The sequence below is a fragment of the Vibrio sp. MarTm2 genome (assembly GCF_027587055.1).
Lineage (GTDB): Bacteria > Pseudomonadota > Gammaproteobacteria > Enterobacterales > Vibrionaceae > Vibrio > Vibrio sinaloensis_D.
The window spans coordinates 568802-592547 of the sequence record NZ_JAPPTK010000003.1 but is presented as its reverse complement, the minus strand read 5'-3'; the positions used below and the strand labels follow the sequence as shown (position 1 = coordinate 592547).

22 protein-coding genes are annotated in these 23746 nt (G+C 48.3%); 13 read left to right on the top strand and 9 right to left on the bottom strand.

Features of this window, described 5'->3' with window-relative positions; genetic code table 11:
* From OH458_RS10285 to OH458_RS10260, 6 genes are read left to right on the top strand one after another with little or no spacing between them, the layout of a single operon-like run.
* Window positions 1–957, top strand: coding sequence for an AAA family ATPase (locus OH458_RS10285; protein WP_038141642.1), 957 nt, complete (start codon window positions 1–3; stop codon window positions 955–957).
* An 8-nt stretch (window positions 958–965) separates the two neighbouring features.
* A complete protein-coding gene (locus tag OH458_RS10280) occupies window positions 966–1889 on the top strand; it encodes a DUF58 domain-containing protein (protein WP_269978247.1) in 924 nt (307 codons plus the stop codon).
* Window positions 1886–2350, top strand: a complete 465-nt coding sequence (locus tag OH458_RS10275) for a DUF4381 domain-containing protein (protein ID WP_269978246.1) — start codon at window positions 1886–1888, stop codon at window positions 2348–2350. Before OH458_RS10280 ends, OH458_RS10275 begins: the two co-directional genes overlap by 4 nt.
* The gene (locus OH458_RS10270; RefSeq protein ID WP_269978245.1) at window positions 2351–3319 is read left to right on the top strand and encodes a vWA domain-containing protein; all 969 of its coding nucleotides are present in this window, start codon (window positions 2351–2353) and stop codon (window positions 3317–3319) included.
* A complete protein-coding gene (locus OH458_RS10265; protein WP_269978244.1) occupies window positions 3312–5210 on the top strand; it encodes a VWA domain-containing protein in 1899 nt (632 codons plus the stop codon). Before OH458_RS10270 ends, OH458_RS10265 begins: the two co-directional genes overlap by 8 nt.
* A 2-nt stretch (window positions 5211–5212) precedes the next feature.
* Window positions 5213–6844, top strand: a complete 1632-nt coding sequence (locus tag OH458_RS10260; protein ID WP_269978281.1) for a BatD family protein — start codon at window positions 5213–5215, stop codon at window positions 6842–6844.
* Window positions 6845–6901: 57 nt separating this feature from the next.
* On the opposite strand, the gene OH458_RS10255 is transcribed toward OH458_RS10260, so the two are convergent.
* Window positions 6902–9022, bottom strand: coding sequence for a sensor domain-containing diguanylate cyclase (locus tag OH458_RS10255; protein WP_269978243.1), 2121 nt, complete (start codon window positions 9020–9022; stop codon window positions 6902–6904).
* A 317-nt stretch (window positions 9023–9339) separates the two neighbouring features.
* Here OH458_RS10255 and OH458_RS10250 point away from each other — a divergent pair, with 317 nt between their 5' ends.
* Window positions 9340–9801, top strand: a complete 462-nt coding sequence (locus tag OH458_RS10250; protein WP_269978280.1) for a L,D-transpeptidase family protein — start codon at window positions 9340–9342, stop codon at window positions 9799–9801.
* Here OH458_RS10250 and yddG read toward each other — a convergent pair.
* From yddG to OH458_RS10220, 6 genes are all read right to left on the bottom strand, one after another.
* Complete coding sequence (gene yddG, locus OH458_RS10245; protein ID WP_039477032.1) at window positions 9782–10687, bottom strand: aromatic amino acid DMT transporter YddG; 906 nt, start codon at window positions 10685–10687, stop codon at window positions 9782–9784. The two genes, OH458_RS10250 and yddG, sit on opposite strands and share 20 nt — an antisense overlap.
* A 63-nt stretch (window positions 10688–10750) precedes the next feature.
* Window positions 10751–11149, bottom strand: coding sequence for an OsmC family protein (locus tag OH458_RS10240; protein ID WP_269978242.1), 399 nt, complete (start codon window positions 11147–11149; stop codon window positions 10751–10753).
* An 11-nt stretch (window positions 11150–11160) separates the two neighbouring features.
* Window positions 11161–12156: a Gfo/Idh/MocA family protein gene (locus OH458_RS10235; RefSeq protein WP_269978241.1), complete on the bottom strand. Its 996-nt coding sequence runs from the start codon at window positions 12154–12156 to the stop codon at window positions 11161–11163.
* A 45-nt stretch (window positions 12157–12201) separates the two neighbouring features.
* Window positions 12202–12816, bottom strand: a complete 615-nt coding sequence (locus OH458_RS10230) for a LysE family translocator (RefSeq protein WP_038192193.1) — start codon at window positions 12814–12816, stop codon at window positions 12202–12204.
* Window positions 12817–12904: 88 nt separating this feature from the next.
* Window positions 12905–13828, bottom strand: a complete 924-nt coding sequence (locus tag OH458_RS10225) for a LysR family transcriptional regulator (RefSeq protein ID WP_269978240.1) — start codon at window positions 13826–13828, stop codon at window positions 12905–12907.
* A complete protein-coding gene (locus OH458_RS10220; RefSeq protein WP_269978279.1) occupies window positions 13818–14267 on the bottom strand; it encodes an Lrp/AsnC family transcriptional regulator in 450 nt (149 codons plus the stop codon). The genes OH458_RS10225 and OH458_RS10220 overlap by 11 nt, the downstream gene beginning before the upstream one ends.
* A 196-nt stretch (window positions 14268–14463) precedes the next feature.
* Here OH458_RS10220 and yjeH point away from each other — a divergent pair, with 196 nt between their 5' ends.
* Window positions 14464–15729, top strand: coding sequence for an L-methionine/branched-chain amino acid transporter (gene yjeH / locus OH458_RS10215; protein ID WP_269978239.1), 1266 nt, complete (start codon window positions 14464–14466; stop codon window positions 15727–15729).
* Here the strand turns inward: yjeH and pdxR are convergent.
* The gene (gene pdxR / locus OH458_RS10210) at window positions 15726–17180 is read right to left on the bottom strand and encodes a MocR-like pyridoxine biosynthesis transcription factor PdxR (protein WP_443088504.1); all 1455 of its coding nucleotides are present in this window, start codon (window positions 17178–17180) and stop codon (window positions 15726–15728) included. The genes yjeH and pdxR overlap by 4 nt on opposite strands.
* Window positions 17181–17276: 96 nt before the next feature.
* On the opposite strand from pdxR, the gene OH458_RS10205 reads away from it, so the two are divergent.
* Complete coding sequence (locus OH458_RS10205) at window positions 17277–17933, top strand: pyridoxamine 5'-phosphate oxidase family protein (RefSeq protein WP_269978237.1); 657 nt, start codon at window positions 17277–17279, stop codon at window positions 17931–17933.
* Window positions 17934–17946: 13 nt separating this feature from the next.
* On the opposite strand, the gene OH458_RS10200 is transcribed toward OH458_RS10205, so the two are convergent.
* Entirely contained in the window at window positions 17947–18954 is a 1008-nt protein-coding gene (locus OH458_RS10200; protein WP_269978236.1) for an AraC family transcriptional regulator, read from the bottom strand.
* Window positions 18955–19060: 106 nt separating this feature from the next.
* Here OH458_RS10200 and OH458_RS10195 point away from each other — a divergent pair, with 106 nt between their 5' ends.
* From OH458_RS10195 to OH458_RS10180, 4 genes are all read left to right on the top strand, one after another.
* The gene (locus OH458_RS10195) at window positions 19061–19384 is read left to right on the top strand and encodes a hypothetical protein (protein ID WP_038212659.1); all 324 of its coding nucleotides are present in this window, start codon (window positions 19061–19063) and stop codon (window positions 19382–19384) included.
* Entirely contained in the window at window positions 19384–20607 is a 1224-nt protein-coding gene (locus OH458_RS10190) for an HlyD family secretion protein (protein ID WP_269978235.1), read from the top strand. The genes OH458_RS10195 and OH458_RS10190 overlap by 1 nt, the downstream gene beginning before the upstream one ends.
* Before the next feature lie 113 nt (window positions 20608–20720).
* Entirely contained in the window at window positions 20721–22034 is a 1314-nt protein-coding gene (locus OH458_RS10185; protein WP_269978234.1) for an ABC1 kinase family protein, read from the top strand.
* Window positions 22035–22114: 80 nt separating this feature from the next.
* Window positions 22115–23461, top strand: a complete 1347-nt coding sequence (locus OH458_RS10180) for a magnesium transporter (RefSeq protein ID WP_269978233.1) — start codon at window positions 22115–22117, stop codon at window positions 23459–23461.
* Window positions 23462–23746: the final 285 nt, after the last annotated feature.

Here is a 23746-nt window from a genome sequence, read left to right as displayed (position 1 = left end):
ATGCAATCACAGGCACTTTTACAGCTAAGAGAGTACTTAAACAGCCAAGTTATTGGTCAAAGTGAATTGGTCGAGCAATTGTTGGTCGCACTGTTGGCAGATGGCCACATCTTAGTTGAAGGGCCTCCTGGCTTAGCCAAAACTCGCGCAGTAAAATCACTCGCCGACTGTATTGAAGGGGATTTTCACCGTATTCAGTTTACCCCTGACCTCCTCCCCGCCGACCTAACGGGCACCGACATTTATCGCCCTGAAACTGGCGAGTTCACCTTTCAAGCGGGTCCGATCTTCAATTCGCTCATTCTGGCTGACGAGATCAACCGTGCTCCGGCAAAAGTGCAAGCAGCCATGCTCGAAGCGATGGCAGAAAAGCAGATCACCGCAGGGCGTAAAACCTATACCTTGCCAGCGCTCTTTTTGGTTATGGCGACTCAAAACCCGATCGAGCAGGAAGGCACCTACCCACTCCCAGAAGCTCAGTTGGATCGCTTTTTGATTCACCTTGATGTCGACTACCCAGACGCAGAAAGTGAATTGGCTATATTGCGCTTAAATCGAGGCGAAGCGAAAGGTGACAGCAGTGCTAAGCCGCCAAGATTGAGCCAAGAGGATATTTTTGCTGCGCGCCAAGAGGTGCTGAATATTCATATGGCTGACACGATTGAGCAATACATCATTCGCTTAGTTATGGCGACTCGCCAACCGTCGCAGTACGACGATACATTGAACCAATGGCTTGAAATGGGTGTCAGCCCGCGCGCGACCATCGCCTTAGACCGCTGCGCTCGTGCTCACGCTTGGTTAAACGGACGTGATTTCGTCTCACCTGAAGATGTCCAAGCGATGGCATTCCCTGTCTTGCGTCATCGTCTGCTACTCAGTTACCAAGCACAAGCGGAAGGGATACACCCGAATCAAGTCATCAACAAGATTTTATCGTTAGTCGGCAGCGCATAGAGGTGAGTATGACACCAGAACTCGCGCCTTACAGTAACGGCGTTAACCTCAACTTGGATGAGTTGCTTTACTATAAGCAGCAATGTGTCCAATGGTTGCCCCCCGCCAAAAGTCTGTGGTCACAGATGCTTGGTCAACACCAAAGCCGACAACTTGGTCGGGGGATGGATTTTAGTGAGGTTCGCCAATACCAAAGTGGTGATGACATCCGCGCGATTGATTGGCGAGTAACCGCTCGCACCGGAAAACCTCATACCAAGCTGTTTACGGAAGAACGAGAAAAGCCAATAGTGCTCTACCTTGATTTAAGTGCAAGTATGCTATTTGGTTCTCAGCTAATGCTTAAATCGGTCCAGGTGGCACACATGGCGAGCCTAATCGCTTGGCTGAGTGTCTCTGCGCAAGACAGAGTTGGCGCATTGTTGGATTTGGGAAACCAGCTTATTGAGCTAAAACCGACATCGCGTAACAAAGGGGCATTGGCGATTGCCCAAGCCCTAGTGACGCACCATCAAGCTCAACTTACCGACCCCAGCAGCGCTGACGAAAACATGGCCAAAGGGCTTCAAGCCTTGGCGCGCATGTGTCCGAAAGGCAGTGAGATTGTCCTGTTAAGCGACTTCATTCGACTCAGTGAAGAAGATCAAAACCTGCTTCGCCGTTTGGGTCAGCATAATCGGGTTCGTCTGATTCAAATCTGTGATCCGCTTGAGCAAGGCATTACGGCTTTTCGTGGCACAGAACAAGTATCAGACAGACACACAACACGTTGGCTCGACTTCTCATCAAAGAAAACGCGCCAAGGTATTGAGTCTGCCTTCAATCAACAGCAGCAGCAACTCAAGCTCCTTGCCCATCGCTTGGGCATGAGTTTTTCGACGCTCTCTAGCGACACTGCGCTTATTCACCAGCTACATGGATTCCAATCATGAGTACAGATACTCAAGCTTCACCACTCTCACTCCAACCTCTGCATTTACCAGAGGCCCCAGCTTGGTTTCCACTCGCATGGGGATGGTGGGCAGTTTTTGCAGCAGTCCTTTTATGCTTGCTCGTTATGTGGCTACTGCTGCGTTGGAACAAAAAGCGCCTTGCGCCCAAGAAAACGGCTTTGCGACTGTTAACTCAAGGAACTAAACCGTCAGAAGCGATTGAACTCGTTAGGCAAGCGGCACTTTGTTACTACCCTCGTGAAGAAATCGCCCAGTTAACCGGACCAACTTGGTATGAGTTTTTAGACAGTCAACTCAAGGCACCGCGCTTTACGCCCAATCAAACACAATGGCAGCAGGCGCTGTACAGCAAGCAGCCTATCTCTAATGGCGATGAACTGCTCCAAGATTGCAAAGATTGGGTAGAGCAAGCACTGCCACCGAAAAGAAGGAGAACATAGTTGGCTAGTTTTGATCTTGTTTGGTGGTGGAGCTTATTGCTACTACCTTTGCCACTGGTCATTTACTACTTTGCGCCAGCGGCTAAACATCAATCACCCATTTATCTGCCGTACGTCCCAAGTCATGGGCAAGGAAACGCGCCGAAAAATGGGTTGGCAAAAATCATCGCCGCCATTGTTTGGGTTGCCCTGGTTGCCGCAATGGCAAGACCCGTGTGGTATGGAGAGCCGGTCACCACTCAACCGAAGCATCGAGATTTGATGTTGGTCCTCGATCTTTCTTACTCCATGAGCAAAGAAGATATGCTTGATGATGGTGACTACGTCGATCGCCTCACCGCGGTAAAAAAGGTCGTAAGTGACTTCGCGAGCAAACGAGAGGGAGATCGCTTGGGATTGGTCTTATTTGCCGATCACGCCTATTTGCAAACCCCTCTGACTCTCGATAGAAAGACCATCGCCGAGCAGGTCAATCAGTTGGTATTGCGCTTAATTGGGGAAAAAACGGCCATCGGTGAGGGCATTGGTCTTGCCACCAAAACCTTTGTCGATAGCGATGCGCCGCAACGCGTAATGGTTTTGCTTAGCGATGGTAGCAATACGTCAGGCGTGCTGGATCCGCTAGAAGCCGCCAAGATCGCCAAAAAATACAACGCAACGATCTACACCATAGGCGTGGGCGCTGGAGAAATGGTCGTGAAAGAGTTTTTCATGACCCGCAAAGTCAACACCGCCCAAGACCTTGACGAAAAAACACTGATGGACATTGCACAAGTGACTGGCGGGCAGTACTTCAGAGCCCGTGACGCCAAAGAGCTCGCGACAATTTACGACACCATCAACAGTTTGGAGCCAATTTCTCAGGCAACACAAACTTGGCGTCCACAAAAAGAGTGGTTTCCACTGCCGCTGAGCATTGCCTTGCTTGGCTTTGTTTTTCTGATCTTATTGAGGAGAAATCATGTCTAATTTCGTTCTCCTTAACCCGATGTGGTTAATCGCATTGCTACCATGGTTCGCCCTCATATTCTGGATAAAGAGTAGAGCGCAAACACAAACCTTAATCGCGCCCCATCTAGCAAAAGCGATGGGAGTTCAAGCCACAACGCTCAATCGCCGCCGATTCGCTCTCATCGCATTGAGTGGGGTGGTTGCAATAGTTGCGCTGTCCGGCCCTAGTTTTCACGCCCTTGAGCGTCCAAGCTTTGCCAACACCAGTGCCCGTGTCGTTGTGATGGATATGTCGATGTCTATGTACGCCACCGACATTAAACCCAACCGACTCACTCAAGCACGCTACAAAGTGACCGATATACTCTCTCACTGGCTAGAAGGGAGCACGGGTTTGGTCGCTTATGCAGGCGACGCCTATATGGTTAGCCCAATGACAAGTGATGCCAACACCATCGCCAACTTGGTGCCTAACTTATCACCTGAACTTATGCCCTACCCCGGCGCGAATGCCGCCAGTGGTGTAAAGCTCGCCATCGAGATGATGCAAAACACTGGCCTCGCAACCGGTCATATCGTATTGGTTACTGACGATATTGATGATACCGAGCGAAACGCCATCGAATCCCTGCTGAGCAACTCAAACTGGCCCCTATCGATACTCGGCATAGGGTCTCGTGCAGGCGCGCCAATAAAACTGGACAATGGCAGCCTAATGACGCTAGACAACGGCCAACCTGTTGTTGCGAAATCCAATTTTACCAATATGCAAACACTAGCTTTCGAGACGGGTGGTCAATTTGTTCCCGTGCAAGTTACCAACAATGATGTGTTGCAAATTGCTCGCTCCACATCCCAAGTCGATGAAGCAAGTGCAACCAAAAGCGATCAAATGATTGAAGAACGAATCAATCAAGGGTTTTGGTTGATTCCACTGCTGATTATTCCAGCGTTGATGATGTTTCGCCGAGGAGTCTTCTTTGCGGTTGCACTGGTAGTTTTGCCACTTGCTCACTCACCGTCGGCCCAAGCGAGCCCATGGTTAACAAAAGATCAGCAAGCAATGCAGCATTTCGAAAACAAACAATACCAACAAGCCGCAGACTTGTTTGAGGATCCTAATTGGAAAGGCATTGCCCAATATGAGTCGGGCGACTACCAAGGCGCAGCAGAAACCCTAGCGCCACTCTCTGGCCCGCAGGCAATGTACAACCGAGCAAATGCCTTGGCTCAACTCGGAAACTATCAAGATGCGATTGACCTCTACGAATCGGTTCTAAAACAAGAGCCCGATAATCAAGACGCACGCACCAATTTAGAGTGGGGAAAGAAGCGCCTGCAACAGCAACAGCAACAGCAACAGCAACAGCAACAGCAACAGCAACAGCAACAGCAACAGCAACAGCAAGGCGATTCTAGCCAGTCACCTGAACAAAACAATCAAAATGCTCAGCAAAACCGTTCATCTTCAGAGCAGGAAGAAGGTCAACAAACGCCCTCTGAGCAGCAGTCGAACCCTGAGCAAGCCTCTGACACAGGAGAGCCACAACAGCAATCGACACAAGAGGGAAAAGCCCGACCTCAACAAGGTGAGCAAGCGCATGATGACCAAGATGGCATGCAAAAAAGCAAGCCAAGCGGTCAACAAGAAGATAAGCCACAAGGTCAACAAGAGGACAGTGAGCCAAGCCCTCAATCGCAGGCTCAACCCTCAACCAACGAGCCGCAAACAGACTCTGACGCTCTTGCTGCCGAGCTCAGCCAAGATAACCAACAACCGATTGATCCCGAGTTGAGAAAACTCCAGCAAGTGGAAGCAGCAAGAGATCCAAGCCGTTTGCTGCGAGCGCAAATGCTGCTACAAGCACAACAAAAACAACCACCACAACAAACAGGTAAGAAATGGTAATGATGAACCTCAACACACGCATTTTTATCAGCTTACTCGCCACCTTACTCGCGTTGGTGAGCGCTCCGTCGTCTGCCGCGAACATTTGGGTGACGGTCAGCAAAAACAAAGTGGTTAAAAACGAAGTGTTTCAACTGCGTATTGTGGTAGACGAGAAAGTCGACTCAGATGAGATTGACTTTAGCGTATTAGAACAAGACTTTTACGTCGGTCGACCAAGTTTTGGTACCTCACTCAACATTATCAACGGCAGCCGAACAACGAGGAGCGAGTGGAATGTGTCTCTCGCCGCTCAGCGCTTAGGTATCACCCAAATCCCGTCATTTTCAGTCGAAGGGGCGAAATCTGATCCTATCGCCATTGAAGTAAATATGGACAGTGAAGCGCCAAAGGCTAGCGATCTTGTCGAACTGCAGAGCACCCTCAATAAACAAACTCTCTATCCAAGTGAGAGCGCTCTGCTCAAAACGCGATTGATCATTAAAGCGGACCCAAGAAGGCTGCAAAACCCAAGCGTACTTCCGCCGAAAGGCGAAGGGTTAACGTTGGACGCGATCGGGGAACCGAATCAGTACCAAAGCGTTTTAGACGGTGTTGAGGTGACGGTTCTCGATCAAAACTACCGTATCACCGCAGATAAGCCCGGCGACTTTGTTCTCTCTGGGATTGGCTTTGCAGGTAGCGTGATTGTTGGCGACAATCGTAGCGGCACCACCAAACTGGTATCGGCCAACACCGAACCAAAAACCTTCACTATCAAGGTTCACGCGATCCCAGATAGCTTTCAAGGACACTGGTTACCCGCGTCGAAACTATCAATGACCCAACGTTGGATGGACAGTGAGGGCAACAATCTCACCTCCACAACTCTAGACACCAAAGTAGGAGACTCCATTAGCCGCGAGATTACCCTTGATATTCAGGGGCTTTCTAGCGAACGCTTCCCCGACATCAAGGTCAACTACCCAAGCTCTGTGCGTGTGTATCAAGAAAAACCGCAGTTTTCCGCCTTAGGTGACGACCTCACGCGTATGACAGTCAAGCAGGTGTTGATCCCTCAGCAGCAAGGAAGCATTGATCTCAACGCGATTCAACTCAATTGGTGGGATAGCCAAAAAGAAGCCGCTGCAACGGCCAGCATTGAAGGTATCACGCTAAATGTAGGCCCAGGCGAGCAAATCAATACTGGTGAACCAGTTTTACTCAATACACCGCAAGTGACGCAAGAGACAGTGACGATTGTTGACCGAGGCTATTGGCCCCACGCAACAGCCTTGTTTGCCTCTCTTTGGTTGATGACTCTTGCATGGTTATTGAAGCTGAAACGAGCGCCGCGCCAAGCTCAAGGCACCTCGCCAAAAGCGCAATCGAGCCTCGACACATTGATGGATGTAATTAAAACCCAAGACTTGGTTCAGGTCGGTTACCGCTTCAATCTTTGGTGGTCAGAAATTCAAATTCAAGATGACGATTTGAAACGCCAAATCGATTTAGAGCTTGAGGCAATGAACCAAAGCCAATACTCGTCAAGCTGCGCAACCTGGGATAGCCGTCAGCTTGTGAAACTCATCAAAAAGGTGGAAAAAATACAAAAGAAAAAGCTAGCAGCTAGTACAGAACTTGCATCGTTGTAATAACGAGAAAAATAGAGGCAGCCATCTAGAGGCTGCCTTGCTATTCTCGGGGCTCAGTTACGCAACTTCAATCAAACTCACGCTACCACTAACCGTATTTCTGCCTAGCTCTTTTGCCCGATAAAGCGAGTCATCAGCTTCGACATACAAACGGTCGAAACTGAACTCGCTTTGATCAAGCTCCAGAACCGCATACCCTACAGAGACGGTGAGAAACTCGCTGCACGTATTGAGGTGATGCGGGATTTGCTCATCCTCAATGCATCTTCGGATACATTCCGCCAAATGGGCAACACGTTCTGGAGATTGATTTACCACTAGCAAAGCAAACTCCTCGCCACCAATTCTGCAAAACACTTCGTTTTCTGACTGAGTATGATGCTGCAAAATATTGCCAATTCGCATCAATGCGATATCGCCTTGCATATGGCCGTAATGATTGTTGTATAAACCAAAATGATCGATGTCGACCAGGATTAAACCGTAGTGTTGGCTCCCATCCTCGCAACTCGTACACAACTCTTCTAACGTCGTTTCGAGCATGCGACGGTTACCCAATCGCGTCAACGGATCCATCTTTGCCATCATTTCAAGCTGTTCGTTCGCTTTCTGTAGGTCCCGAGTACGCGCTTTCACTTCTTGCTCTAGATTCTCATTCATCTGATGGATCTCTTCTTGAGCCCGAATGCGCAACAGAACTTCCGTCAGATTGGACGCAAACATACGAATGACCTCTCGCAGTTGGTGTGTGAGAGGGGTTCGCTTAATCAGGTTATCTGCTGCGATAAACGCAATAGGCTCCCCGTTGTTGTCGACAAGCATCGTCATCGCAGTCCAACCAAAACCTACAATATGGAAGTCATGGTAGATGGGAACCGACTCTTCAAACACCACATCGTTTGGGCTGACTTTAGCCGCATTAACGATTGAGCGCTCGACCGTATCTGAACGGTAGTAGGATTCGTCCACCACATTGCCTTGAATATCAGTACCCCAAGTACCTTGCATGTGGGTACACTCTTTATCGGTCAAAAATACCGCAAAACGATCAATACCCAAGCGGTTAATAGCAAACGTGACCGCAGATTTGCACACTTCGCTCACCGTCATACAGCGCGACAACTCAACCATACTGGCGTGTAACATGCGCACATTTTGTTCTTGACGTTTACGAATATAAATCTGGGAAAGGAGCGAGCCAAATGACTCGAGCATTTGGCGTTGATAGGAGGTAATAGGGTTACGATTAATATAATTGTCGAGCGCAATCCAACCAATGATCTCTTCGCCATCACGGAGGATGAGCATGCCATTCCAGCCCTGACCAATCACGTTGCCAGCGGTGTACAATGGCGCACCGTCAACAATCACTAGGTTTTCTTTCCCTTCAAACAAGGCATTAATGTAGGTTTCTTCAAGCTGATGCAAATCATATTGGGTATGGTGCTCACTGGCTGTGTTACCGAACTCGTCGGTGCCGTAAGTCCCACTAAAGCAGCGCTTTTTAATGTCGAGCAGCATAAACACAGCGCGGTCAAACCCTAGTTTATCTCGCACTGACTCAACAGCCATTCGATACAACTCATCAAGATTAGATGGGTTAGAAATGTCCACCGCCACTTGCTGGACAAGTTTCATATTCTCAATAAATAGCTCGCGCTGTTTGATGACATCTAAGTATTTGGCTTCTTTAATGTCTCGCTGTTTGAACTCTTTCGCGGCTTCGGTTTCTGCGCGAACACATTGCCAGCGCGCGGCGATAATCTGTAGCGCCTCCAGTTGATTGCTCTCATTCGACTGGCTGATACGCTGAGGATCCACATTCTCGGCAATAAGGTAGGTACGCATTTCAGGACGATTGTCGAGCATAAACACATAGCTCTCAGATGACATGTGCTGTTCGTATGCCCATTGACACGTGTTCATTTTTAGAGGCAGAAGACCATCAGAGGTGTCAAATTGCGATACCCAAGTCCAGAAGGTTTTAGGGTATAGTTCTAAGTCAGCGGGTTCCCCTTTCTTGTAAAGGAATTCGGCGGAGTTGCCGCCTTTCGGTTCGCTGAACACACCGATGTGCTCTACACCCAAGAGTTCATCGATATACTGGAACAACGAATTAGCGAGAAACCGTTGGTTCCTAGCTGATAAGATGTTTTTGAGTAGCATTCGTGGGAACATAATCCTAGCCTGGACCTTTTTTATTATCTTTTTTCGATTAAAAAAGTAACAGTTACCAAGGTGCAATCAAATGTTATTCAGGGCCATTGTTAAGTGCCTCGCATTTCATATGAAGCAAGTTTACGAGATATGATACGACTTACATTTTTTATGATCTTATTTCCAAAACTTACATCAGTGAGCAAGATGTAATTTGTTTATCCGATACGACCTCGAAGAAAGAGGATCATCCCTAAGTTTGGATCGGTATAAAATAAAAGTACCAAGGGCGCACACCCCCAATACCTCTGGAGAGACCATTGAAAAAGCTATTGTTGATGACGTTACTGACTCTGTTTTCAGCGGTGTCCATCGCAGGCGTAGACTTAGTTAAAGTGGATAAATCTAAACGCCGAATGTACCTGATGGATGGCAAAGAGGTAGTGCGGGAGTATAGAGTCGCTCTGGGGCGATCACCAAAAGGGCATAAGAGACAGGAAGGCGATCAAAAAACCCCAGAAGGTCGCTACTATCTCGATTTTGTTATCGAAGACTCGCAATATTATAAGTCGATCCATATTAGCTACCCCAACCTACGGGATAGAACGTATGCAAGGGTGCACAACCTCGATCCAGGCGGAGACATCAAGATACACGGTTTGAAAAACGGAGAGCGTCGTCCAGCCAATTATGTGCAAAGCTTTGACTGGACGGATGGCTGTATCGCAATTACTAATCAAGAAATGGACGAGTTACTCAGCCTAGTGACTATTGGCACGCCTATCGAGATTGTTTGGTGATCGGTTTATCTCGTGTCACCCACCAGCACATCAACGACCCCAAGGTCACCATCACGACACCCTGTAGAAAACTAGACGACAGTGCAATCCCTAAAATAATCGACGAGATAATGGTCGATAAGACAGGGGTAAAATACGACAACGTCGCCAGTAGCACCATGTTCCCACCAATGATGGCGTAGTTCCATAACGCATAGCCACTGCCCATAAACACCCCAGCCACTAAGAGTAAGCTGCCCGACTCTAACGTCACACTCATTCCAGTTTCAGCGCTTAGGGCGTATTTAATCCAGAGAGAAATCGCCGTCATGATGAAAAACAGCGTGATAGCATTTTGCCCGTTAGAAATTCGCTTGGTCAAGTTACAGTAGATTGCCCACAGAAAAGCGCCAACAAACGCCATCGCGTAGGTCGTCGGGTTAGTGGCAATGTTGGCACTGATTTGGGTTAAAGAGAGTCCTTGATCGCCAGAAATACTCCATGCAACGCCAACAAACGCCAGTGCCACGCTTGGATAAACCAGCACATTGGTTTTCTTGCCACTCACCAACACCGCTAAAAGCACGGTTAACGCTGGCCACAAGTAATTAATCACCAACATTTCAATGGCTTGTTGGCGATCATTCGCCATTGCCAAAGCCAGAGCTAAACACATCTCATAGGCGACAAAAAGCCCGCCGCCGAGCAGCACGTAACGCAGAGAATATTGGCGCCATTTGGGCACGCCCATCACCGCGACAAGAAAAAGGGCAGCAACGGTGTAAATCGACGCGGCTCCACCAACAGGGCCAAGCATTTCCGTCACCGCACGGGCAACGCCCATCACACTGCTCCAAAGCAGAATGGCCGCAATACCGGCGATGGTAAATTTATGGGTTTGAAACATAGTGATTATCTTCGTCAAAAAAGCCGAGCTAATTGCTCGGCTAGTTATGAGGTGAGCGTGAAACTAGATGATTTCCCAACTGTGTGTCATCTCCACACCTTGGCCAAGCATCAAACACACTGAACAATACTTTTCCAGAGAATCGGCAGCGACTTTGGCGACAACCTCTGCATCTAGGCTCTCTCCAGACACTTCAAAATGAATATTCACCTTAGTAAAAATACGTGGTGCCGTTTCACGACGCTCTGTGGTCAACTTGGCAATACATGCTGTCACAGCTTGGCCCGCTTCTTTGAGCCCATCGACAACGTCTACCGAGCTACAACCACCAGCGGCCATCAACACCATTTCCATTGGGCTCGGCGCGGTCGCACCTCCGTTGCCATCCATTACCACGGAATGCCCCGACTGGGAGTGACCTAAAAACTTAAACTCATCAATCCATTTCACTTCAGCTTGCATCTGTTTTTCTCTTATTTGGTTGAGCTAATCGTATCTGTAGGGAACTTCACACCGGTTTGGCGGCGAATTTCCTCAAGTAATTTTGCCACAATCAAAGATCGTTGCGTGCACTTTTCATCTGCTGATTTCTGCTTGAACTGCCTAGCAAACTCTTGTGCTTCGTAATACATTGGGTTGGTCTCTTGCTTAACGCTCAGATCCACTCCTAAATCACTGCCTCGAGTGAATTTGGTGAGCTTCTTCGCTGTCGAGATCATATCAATCAACAGTGCCCCCTCTTCCCCTTGAATTTCACTCGGTAAGTAGGAATCACTGATTTTCGAGTGTTGCAAGACCACTTCAAAGCCATCGTAGCTCATAGTGACACTGCCACTGCCGTCCACTCCTGATTCCAAAAGGTGCGCTTGCGCATTTACTGCCAAGGGCTCACCAAACAGCGCAACCGCCGAACTCAAACAGTAGAAACCAATATCCATGATGGAACCGTTGGCAAACGCTGGATTGAACGTATTGGGATTTTCTCCCGCGAGGTACTTTTGATAACGCGACGAATACTGACAATAGGTGATCAAACCTTTGCGAATCTTACCGATTGACGAGAGAGCGTCTTTCAAACGCTTAAAGTTAGGCATATGACAAGACATAAAGGCTTCAAACAGAATCACATTGTGTTCTTTTGCCACCTCAAACATCTGCTTTGCGAGTGCAAAACTTGAGGCCATCGGTTTTTCAACGATGACGTGCTTACCCGCTTTCATCATTTGAATTGCTTGTGGGCCATGTAGGCTATTGGGGCTCGCTATGTACACAACATCGACTAAAGGTGATGTCGCTAGCGCATCAAGATCATCAAACAGTGCAGGGTTGTCATACTTTTCCGCGAATTTTTCTGCACTTTCGAGTGAACGCGAATATACTCCTGAGAGTTGATACTCCCCAGATTTCAATGCCGCTTCAACAAACTGGTCTGTGATCCAGTTGGTTCCAATGACCGCAAGTCTTATCATTATTTTCTCCCTGATTGCCCATTCTAACGTGGGCATGGTTGTTATCTAGACTGTGAGCACGACTCGGATAGCAAGCAATATGAGTACCGCGCCAGACAATCTGTCGATCAACTGTGCTTTGGAACGAATTCTATCAATTATTTTCGGGCTGGATAGTAAAAAAGTAATCAAGGTATACCACAAGCCATCAACCACCAGAGGTGTAGCAACGATCACCGCTTTTGCCGCATAGCCATCCCCAACTGCAACAAACTGGCTAAACAGTGCGATAAAGAAAAGAGCAATCTTCGGGCTAAGCAGTGAGATCAAGAAGCCTTCTCGCGCCGACTGCCAAAGGCTAGTTTGCTCACCCGATTCCAGCTTAGCGGCAACACCACCTTTCGAGCGCAGCGCATTGAATCCCAAGTAGGCTAAGTAGCCTGCGCCCGCGTAACTGATACTCTTAAACAATAGTGGGGATTGCTGCAGCACCACAGCCAAGCCGATAAGGGTAATAAACGCATAGATACCAATCCCTGTCGCGTGAGCCCACGCCGCCGCGAGCCCATTCATACGGCCTCCTGCCAAGCTGTGTTTCGCCACGAGCGCCAAACTTGGCCCAGGCGACATCGCACCTAATAGGCAAATAGTAAACAGTGAAAGCCAAACCGTCAGAGTCATCTTTTTTTCCTAATTGTTGTGTCCTTTTATCAAGGTAAATGACACAGGTTATGATTTGAAATTGTCATTAATCATACCAATCATGATGTCAAATCATACCTATCGAATAAGGGCATGTTTGCATGACATGGAGGACCCGCTCTCTCATCCATTGATGCGCGCTATCGAGGTCATATTTAGGGTGCCACATCAGCCAATACTGGTGTGCCTGAGTATCAAAAGGGAGAGTCGCGTAAGTAAGTGGATACTCACGTGAGAGATTAATCGCAATATGCTCAGGTACAATCATCAAATAATCACTCGCAAGTAAGGCGTTAATGGCAGCCGAAAAGAACGGCACTTTAAGTGCAATTCTGCGCTGATAACCCAATGCATTCAGGGCAATATCTGCAGGGCTGTCTTTGTCTCCTCCCCCCGTCACTTTGAGATGTGAATACGCCGTTATCTGGTCACAACTCAGCGATTCAATGCTCGCCAATGGGTGGTTTTTTCGCATCAAGCAAAGGGATTTATCTTCGCCAATTTGAACACTGCTCAGATGTTTGGGCGGCTCTGGCAACATGGTCGATGCTAAATGTATGCCTTGCTCATTCATTTTGGAAAGATAATCAGGCTGCCATAGACGATACGCCAGATTCACCTTCGGCGCATGCTCAGCACCGAGGGCGACAATACTTGGCAGAATATACTGCGCCACATAGTCACTCGAGGAAATGACAAATTCTTGTTGCCACAGCAAAGGATCAAATGGTTTATCATTGAGCAGTTGGTCCACCTCACCCAGCAGTTGAGCCAGCTTTCCTCTCATAGCCATCGCCTTTGGTGTCGGGATCAACTGATTGCCATCACGAACTAATAGGGAATCACCGCACAGTTCTCTCAGTTGGGACAGCTGTCTGCTTACTGCCGATTGAGTTAGATTAAGCTTCTGGGCGGCGCGACTCACATGGCACTCATCTAACAGCACTTGCAATGAGCGAAGCAGGTTTAGGTTGATCTGGTCAATGGCCATGGGTATTGAAAAACTCCGTTAAGACGGTATGGGTCATTAAATGTCGTAACTCAGGGATGGTTTGCAGTTCATCACGGACTTCATTCAACTGCTGCATGGTTGGCACTTCCACAAAGAGCATCATGTCAGTCTCGCCACTGATCGCATGACACCACTTCACCCCATCAATCTGATAGATCTTTTCTGCGTAAGTCTCGCAGTACTGAGTCGTCGAGGACATATCGAACTTAAGCGCCAAATAGGCTTGAATTTTAGGAGCGTCGCTTTGTTTGTCTGCAAGTTGAGCGTGATAGCCCAAAATAACCTTTTCCTGCTCCAGCTTAGCAATGCGTGCCGTCACAGCCGAACGCGACAGATTGACCTGACGAGCAATGTCACTTACGGAGGATCTCGCGTTGCGTTTTAGTATCTCTATGATTTGATGATCAAATTTGTCCATATTCTTCCAGCTCATTACCCAACTTATCCTGTTGATTAAAAGTAATGTGACACAAACGCCCGACAGGGGAAAGTGATCAATTTGACTTATCTAACAGGAATTTCCGTCATATTGACTTTTATCTACGACGAATTGATGGCTGCCATCATGCGGGTAATTGATTAAGCTGTAATTCACTAGCACAGGAAGCAATGCAATGAGCGAACTCAGAAGGGACATCACCTTAATCTCTGGCATAGGCCAACTCTCAACCACGTTACTCGGCACGGGTCTATTTATGGTGCCTGCCATCGCCGCGGGTATTGCCGGCCACTTTTCTCTCTGGGCTTGGTTGATTCTGTTTGTCGCCATTTGCCCAATCGCCCTAACGTTTGCCCAACTTGGAAAACGTTACCCAAATGCAGGCGGCACTGCCTATTTTGTCAGACAAGCGTTCAATAAACGGTTAGAAAAAAGCGTCGCTTGGTTGTTTGTTAGCGTCATTCCTGTTGGCGTTCCCGCTGCGATTGCCTTGGCGGCCGGTTTTTTACAACAGCTTCTTCCACAGCCAATCAATAGCTCTCTTATGGCGCAAATTATCACCGTCGGCCTGCTTGTCGCGGTTAACCTCGCGGGGACCAAATCCTCTGGAAGGTTACAAACGGTCATCGCGCTGAGTATTTTCGCTCTCATCGCGAGCTTTTGGTGGCAAGGTTCAATTGATACATCAGACATGGTTATGCCAGAACTTACTCAAGAGTCCCTCTGGAGTATCGGCGCGGCGCTTGGTGTGATGTTTTGGTGCTTTGTCGGTATAGAAGCATTTGCGCATATGGGAGAAGAGTTTAAAAACCCACAACGTGATTTCCCTATCGCGATCTTGATTGGATGTTTTATTGCAGGCGCAACGTACTGGGCTTGCTCGGTCGTGATTCTTAAATACCAAGCCTATGGTTCAGCGGGCTTTGACAGCGCCTCGATTCCTTGGCTGTCTGAGCAACTGTTTGGTGAGAAATTTAAGCTGTTGATCAGTGGACTTGGATTCGCAGCCTGCTTTGCTAGCGTCAACCTTTATACACAAAGTTTGTCGAGAATGGTCTGGGCGCAAGCAAGGGATTACCGCCCAAATAGTGCACTGGCAAGACTCTCCATTCGTGGCGTCCCAGCGAATGCGACGATTGCGATTGCAGTCGTGCTGCTCATTTCCTGCGTGATTGGTGAAATCTCAGGACTCGATTTGGAGTTTTTCCTCAAGCTAGCTAATGGCATCTTCGTTCTGGTGTATCTGCTGGCCATGCTCTCTGCGTTCAAACTTTTGACAGGAGCTGGCCGTTGGCTAGCTGCGGTTTCGCTAATGCTTTGTGTGCTCGTCTTCGCTTGTTTGGGTTGGTCCATGCTTTACGCTTTGTGCGTATTCGGGCTGCTCTGTTTACCGTGGCAAAAGTATTCTGGCAAAAAAGAGACCCAAATCGAGCCGAACTAAGCCTTCGCCATTAGTGAGTCAAATATTCGCGCTAACTTGGCGATATTTGACTCTATGTCGTCCAATGCAACGTTACCAAACCCGAGCACAACACCTCCCCAATCTCGGGTTATTCCCTGCTTAACCGCGCTGTCTTCGTAGTAACTGAGCGCACGAATGACTAGCCCATTTGCCGCGGCCTGCGAGACAAACTCCGCTTCGTCCACAGAGCAGAGCCAGCTAAGCGTCACGTGCAAACCTGCCGCTTGGCTGATCACCTCAACCTGTGGAGAAAAATGGCGGTGAATCGACTGACAAGTCAGCGCATGCTTATGTTGATACAGACGACGCATCTTGCGAATGTGGCGCAATAAATCGCCCTCACGAATAAAATCTGCGAGCGCTTCTTGAGTATGCGTTGGCGTATCACCTCCCATTGCATCTTTGACCACTAGGCATTGCTCGACCGTCGATTCAGGGACCACCATATAGCCAAGCCTCAGTCCGTTGAACATCACTTTACTAAAGGAACCGATGTAAATAACGCGGTTCGCGCCTCCCACATCACTGGCAAGACCTTGCAAGCTTGTATAGGGACGATGAGCAAACTGAAACTCACTGTCGTAGTCGTCTTCAACAATCCAGCTCTTGTTTGCCACAGCCCATTGAATAAGTGCTAAACGCCGCTCTGTATTTAACGTTGTTCCCATCGGGTATTGATTACTGGGAGTGATATAGAGCGCTTTGGCACGGCTAGAGAAGACCTGCTGCAAGTCAAACCCTTGATGCTGACGCACGCAAAGCGGCTCGACCTGAACTCGGTTCAAATCGAGAATTTTACTCATTTGCGTATAACCCGGCTGCTCCATTAAAAGTGCATCGCCCGATTGCAAAATCACTCGACTTGCAATGTACAACGCCTGTTGAGCGCCCGAGGTGATCACTATCTGGCTTGGCGAGCAAGAGACACTGCGACTGGTCGCTAAGTAATCGGCAATCGCGCTGCGCAGTGCCATACTCCCTTGCACGTCTTGGCAACCAAGCAAACTCAAGCGTCCCGAGTGGCGCTGCAAGAAACGCTGCCACTTTTCGATTGGAAACTGCGCCAAATCAGGAATGCCGGGGGAGAATGGTTGATTCAACAATGGCCGCTCTCTGCGCACAGAAGAAGCAGACGGTGTGGGGTTCCTATCCTTCACATTTAAGTAGTGTTCCGGAAGCTCTACAGCAACAAAGAACCCTGACCCTGGGCGGCTTTCAAGATAACCTTCTGCGACGAGTTGTTCATAGGCAGCGATCACCGTATTGCGGCTAATGGAGAGCTCGAGTGCCAGCTTTCTCGTTGATGGCAGCTTGCCTCCAAGCGGCCACAAATGGCTAACGACTTTACTGCGAATGGCTTGAAAAAGCTGCTGTTGCAAGGGGCTATTTTTGCAACTTAGGGTTAAATCCCCACTGTCGATTGGCGTCAAAACTGGATCCATCCATCATAAAAAACTGGCTCTAATCAAAGTACCACTTCAACGATACCTTATCACCTATGGAGCAATAAGAAAGGAAGTTTTGCGATGCTATCGACAACGAAAAGAACCGAAATCAACAAAGGACAGCACAAAGCGGTCTTTGACCCAGACCAACTGGACGCAATCATAGATGAGTCGTTGATCGCACATATTGCCATTACGACGGAAAGCGGCCCCGTGATCATTCCCATGCTGGCATGGCGAGTCGACCGCCACATCTACGTTCATGGGGCAAACAACAGCAGACTGATGCGCAATCTAAGCAAAGGAGAGCCAAGTTGCCTCACTTTTACCTTATTTGATGGATGGGTGCTTGCTCGATCGGCTTTTCACCACAGCGCACACTATCGCTCAGCCGTGATTTTTGGCACCTTTGAGCGCGTTGAAGACAAGCAGGAAAAGGATCAGGTGCTAAACCACTTTATCGAACACATCGCACCTGGTCGAACCGATCACGTTCGACTCAGTAGCGATAAAGAACTCGCAGCGACCATGGTGCTTCGTATTCCTCTCACGGAAGCCTCGGTGAAAATAAGTTGCTCAGGCGTGAATGACGACAAAAGTGATTTGGAGCGACCTGTTTGGGCGGGCGTCCTGCCCTATCGCACCGTCGTCGGGCCGCTTGAGCCAGCAGATGAGCTCGGAGACCTGCCAGAGCCCGACTACAGCACGGCTTATGGAGACCGCTGGCACCATTCATAGAAGGCACGTCGGGCTAAAAAAGATCTTGAAAGTGCTGCACATATTGTTTGGGCGTCAAACCGCGATGTTTTTTAAACATGCGATTGAAACTGGCGCTGTTTTGATAGCCCAAATGTGACGCGACTTCGTCAGGCGATAAACCGCGGCTGAGCAACCTCACCGCGGTATTACTCAGCACATACCCCATCACTGTCGTAAAGTTCATTCCAAATCCATGCAGCTTACGCTGAAACTGCTGAGTAGAGAGCCCCAGTAAACCCGAGACTCGTTCCAAGGTCGGCAGCCCGTAATGACGACTGTAATTAATGACCTCATAGATCACCTTCACCTCATCGTCCGGTTCCGGCATATTCAGGAACTCATCCAAATCAGAGAAGTTCATCGCTAAACGTTGCTGAGGGAACAAGTTTTTCTGTTGTGTCGCCAAGCGTAAATCAGAGTGGAACCAAATCTCGGTTTTGCAATGGCTCCACTCCACAGGGCAGCCGAAATACGCTTCATATTTTTCGCGGTTTTTACGCGTTCCCGACACCAGAACTCGCATTGGCGTAAAGTCCTCTCCGAGGTAGCTACGTAGGATCTTCGTCATAAAGACCGCTACTCGAATACTGTCGTGAATCTTACACTGCGGCTCAATGTATGGGTTGTGGTAGATCCATTTTAAGATCGCACCACTTTGCGCCCCGGACAGATAGGCACCAGATTGAAGTGAGCTAAGCCCGTGGTTGATGCGACGAATGGTTGAGGCAAGATCGTAGCCGGACAAAAACCAACGAGAGATAGCGCCAAGTTTGCTGAGGTCTATTTCTCGACTCAACTCCAAAATCACATCGCTGTTTTCACTCTGTTCTTCGAGCTTTTCATACCAACGGTTGACCTCTGACAAAGGGAGCAGTGTCATTGGGTTCTCTAACGCGCTTTCAGGAATATAAAGCCCACCTTGCCTAATGCCATAGCGATGCTTCGCGAGTAAGTGGAGCTGCTTGATGCCAAGCGCACGAATAAATCGAACTTGATTCATACTGATTACATCATAAATCACTAAGTTGTGATTTAATCTGTCACAAAAAATCGATATAGGCAAATCTCAAACACACTGGCGGCTCTCAGAATGATTGGAGACCTCAATGAGTTTGTTAAGCGTTCCTTTTGTCGGCACTGGCGCAGACACTGCACTTCATGTTGTTGCCGCTTTTGTCCTTATCGCCAGCGTTGGCGCCGCGATCGTTGGCTTTTGGAAGTTTCATGAACTGCCCATCAACAAAGCGCACAGTAAGGATCACCATCAAATAGGCTTAATCACCGCCCTCACATGGATCGGTTTCTTGTGGCATTGGGTTTGGGTTATCGCCGTGATTCTTGCCTTTGTCGATATGGAAAAAGCGATTGTTAACCTTCGCGACACGTGGCGACATGCCCCAAAAACTGAAACACAACACGAGGAAGCATAATGTTAGAAGGCTTGGCCGTTTGGGCATTATTTATCTACTTACTTCGCCTAGTGGGAATGCCTTGGAACAAATTCACTCAAGGGTTCGCTTACCTCGGGGGCGCGTCTTGGCTAATGTTTGTCTGGGTTGGACTGATCAATTTCACTCCTATGGACTTATCCGGCGGTTCGGTGGTTCAATCACCTCATATTCAGCTTCGTCCTGACTCTGCCAATGTTACTGGCAAAGTCGAAGAGATATTTATTAGACCCAATCAGTCAGTTAAAAAAGGGCAAGCGATTTACCGCCTTGACGATACCCAGTATCAAATCGCCTACAATCAAGCCAAGGTGTCGGAAGAAGCCACCAGCGTGGCGAAAGAAGTCGCTCAAGAAGATGTGGCTATTGCCAAGGCGACCTACGCTTCAATGCAGCAAGACTTAACCACCACAGAGCGCCAGCTTGAAATGGCTAAAGTCGACTATGAACTGCAACAAAAGATGCTTAAACGCTACAAAGAGCAAAATCGCGTCGTCGAAAACACCATTACCGCCAGTGACATCGACAAACAAGAAACCTTAGTTGCGAAAACGAAGCTCAATATCGAAACCATTGAATCTCAACTGCAAACCAAGCAAGTGGAAACGGATAAAGCGAAGCTGGCGATAAGCAAAGCGACACTCGCGGTAAAAGCCAAACACGCCGACTGGTTAAAAGCGCAAGAGCAGCTCGCGAAAGCAAAATGGGATCTCGACAGTACTCTGGTTCGCGCGCCAGCAGATGGGTTTGTGACTAACTTCATTCTGCGTGAAGGGCAGCGCGTTTCCATGATGCCTCGCCTGCAAATGTACACCGAAGAAAAATACGTTCTGATGCGCGTCAACCACCAAGCGATTCGAAACGTGAAACCAGGCCAAGTGGCAGAATTTGCTTCTTCCGTTTATCCAGGAAAAATTTTTTCCGCAGAGGTTGAAGGCATCGTCGAAGGCACTGGGGAAGCCCAAAGCAACTTGCTGGGTTTGGATCAATCGGTGCGAAAAACAACCGGACAAAACCTCCAAAACAAGCACCATTTCGTGAGGCTTAAAATCGAAGAGCCTGAGGGGTACGATATCCCCGTCGGGTCTGTAGGGCTCGCATGGGTAAGTGGTGAAAAACCCATTGGGTTTATGGCTTTTCTTGATGCCATACGTGGAATCATCATCCGAATGAAATCACAGCTCTACTTCTTCTATTCCATTTAAGGATCACCAAAACCGCTCAGAAATGAGCGGTTTCTCATTCTTATTGTGTCCAAATGCGTTTTTCTACCGTATAAACAAGGAGATTTAATCAACTAACTCAGCGGGAGAAGTTCATGTCAACTAAGGAACGCAGCCTTCCTACTCATCGCATCTCGAGGTTCAGTAAGTTTGCCTCATTGGCAACACGGGTGACCGGAAACGTCATTGCCGAAGGCACCAAGCAAATCGCTCAAGGTAATAAACCGAATGTGCGCGATCTCCTGCTCACACCAAAAAACATTCACCGCCTAACTCAACAATTGGCGCATCTTCGGGGCGCTGCGATGAAAATGGGCCAAATGCTATCAATGGATGCGGGTGATATTCTTGAGCCAGAGCTCGCTGAAATCTTAGCAAAATTGCGTTCCGACGCCGACCCAATGCCTTCAAAGCAGTTGAGCCAAACGCTCGCGGACGCGCTAGGGGCAGAGTGGAAATCTCAGTTCCTCGCCTTCAATTTTAAGCCCATCGCGAGTGCGTCGATTGGTCAGGTCCACCAAGCATACCGTGATGATGGCGATAACATTGCAGTAAAAGTTCAGTATCCTGGCGTGCGTAAAAGCATCGACAGCGATGTAGACAATGTCGGGACCTTGCTAAAAATGGTTGGACTGATCCCCGACTCTGTGGATTACAAAGGATTGCTGGAAGAAGCGAAGTGGCAACTTCATGATGAAGCAAACTATGTCAGAGAGGCGGAGTTTGCCCATCGCTATCGGGAAGCATTGAAAGACTCCCCCCACTTTGTCGTGCCGAAAGTATATTCGCAGATAAGCTCAGAATCTGTCCTTGCAATGGAATACCTTGAAGGCGAGCCCATTGAGACTCTAGTCAACGAGCCTGAAGCAGTGCGAGACCGCGCCATGACAAACTTGCTCGACCTTCTGTTTAAAGAGCTGTTCGAGTTCAAAATGGTTCAAACCGATCCCAATTTTGCCAACTATCTCTTCATGCGAGAAACAGAGCAAATCGGGCTTCTGGATTTTGGCGCAACGCGTGAATATAGCGAGCGATTCAGTTCCGGCTATCGGCAAGCGTTTCGTGCAGCCCTTAATCAAGATGAAACTGGGTTAAACAGCGCGCTCGAGCAAATTGGCTTTTTTAGCCAAGGCATTTTGCCCGAGCAACGCAGTGCGATTCTCAACTTAGTCAACATGGCGTGTGAACCTATGTTGGTTGACGAGGCGTACGACTTCAAACGCAGTGACTTAGCAACGCGATTGCGGCAAGCAGGTTCGGTGTTGAGTATGGAGCAAGACTACTGGCACACCCCTCCCGCAGATGCTCTGTTCCTACATCGAAAAATCGGTGGTTTGTACCTTCTTGCAGCAAGGATTGGCGCGAAAGTCAACATTCATCAACTTGTCACGCCCTATCTAGACACTTAGCCACCTTAGGGGATTGTTTTTCTTCCACTTTAGAGTACCTTGATCATCAGTTTCTATTACATTGAAATTCGAGGTACTCAGTGAGCCAATTGCAAGACCTCTCCGTACTGATCGAACAAATTGTTCAAGCGGAAGACGGTGAACAAGTTGCTATTTTAAATGACTCTATCGAAGACGGATTGGAACCCGGTGCAGTCGCCCTCATTCTTGAAGCTTTTCCCATTGACGAGCGTGTCCGTCTTTGGCGAAGCCTGCCTTTAGAACTGCATATTGAGGTCCTTACTGAAGCGCGTGCGGAAGTACGCTACTCGATCATTGAAGAGCTGTCGGAAATCGAGCTAAAGCTAACGCTTGCAAAGCTAGATAACCTCTCCTTAATCGAGTGGTCGGATTCTCTCCCAGAAGAGATCATCAACGACGCCTTATCTCTAATTGAAAAGGATGAACTTGAGCTCTACGACCAAGCCAATGAGTACGAAGATGATGAACTCGGTCGATGGGCAGAGCGAAAAGTCGTTACACTACCGTTCAATATATCGGTTGAGAAAGCCAACATCTTGATGGAGCGATACAGCTACGACGCGCCGCAACAGATCTATTTAATCAACAAACGCAAACAGTTCCGTGGGGTTGTCAATTATATTGATCTACTTCGCGCCGAGCCGACCGAGCGCCTTAAAAACATCGCCATAGAAAACGCGGTTACACTGGATGCGAAACTCTCGCTAGCAGAAACCATTGAAGCACTGGAGCACTCGTCGGTTTCCGCCATGCCCGTCACGGATGAGACTCAAATGCTGGTCGGCGAAATTGATTGGCAGTTTGCGTTAAGTACCCAAAGAGAAATCTACGAATCTCGATTGATGGCGGGTACCGGTATGGACGAAGGCGATGACCTGTTTGCGCCAGTGATGAAAAGCTCACAAAAACGTGGAGTGTGGTTGGGAATTAACCTAATGACCGCGATTTTGGCGTCTGTAACCATTGGACTTTTTGAAGATGTGATTGCCCAAGTGGTCGCGTTGGCCGTTTTGATGCCGATTGTCGCGTCTATGGGTGGCATTGCGGGTAGCCAAACGCTGACCCTCATGATTCGTGCGATGGCGTTAAACCAAATTACGCCGGGTAACCGCTGGGCGCTGCTTAAAAATGAGATTGGAATCGGTTCGATAAACGGCTTGCTGTGGGCGCTAATTATTGGTGCGATGGCTGGGCTTTGGTTTCAATCGACGATACTCGGCGCCACTATCGCACTGGCGATAATCGTCAATATCATTACCGCAGCGCTATTTGGCGTGTTAATCCCAATTGCGTTGGATAAGCTGAAACTCGATCCTGCCCTCGCAGGCTCGGTGGTATTGACGACGGTTACGGATGTTGTTGGCTTTTTCGCCTTCTTAGGCACCGCAAGTTTGGTCATGCTGTAATCATATAGCTATTAAATATATCATTAGCAAATGTATGGTTAGTTGCATTTTGCATTTTCATATTGCAAAGGAAAACGAAAAAAACGCTTATTTTGGCTAAAAATAGCGCAATTAAGCGCTATAAAAGTTGGCACATATACTGCAATAGTATTCATGACCCTTTTTAAGCCGAGGGTCACCTAGCCAACTGACGTTGTTAGTGAACTCAATTGTTCACACTTATATCAGCCAATCTCACTTATTGAGGTTGGCTTTTTTTTATCTTCAACTTTTTCATCTTCAACA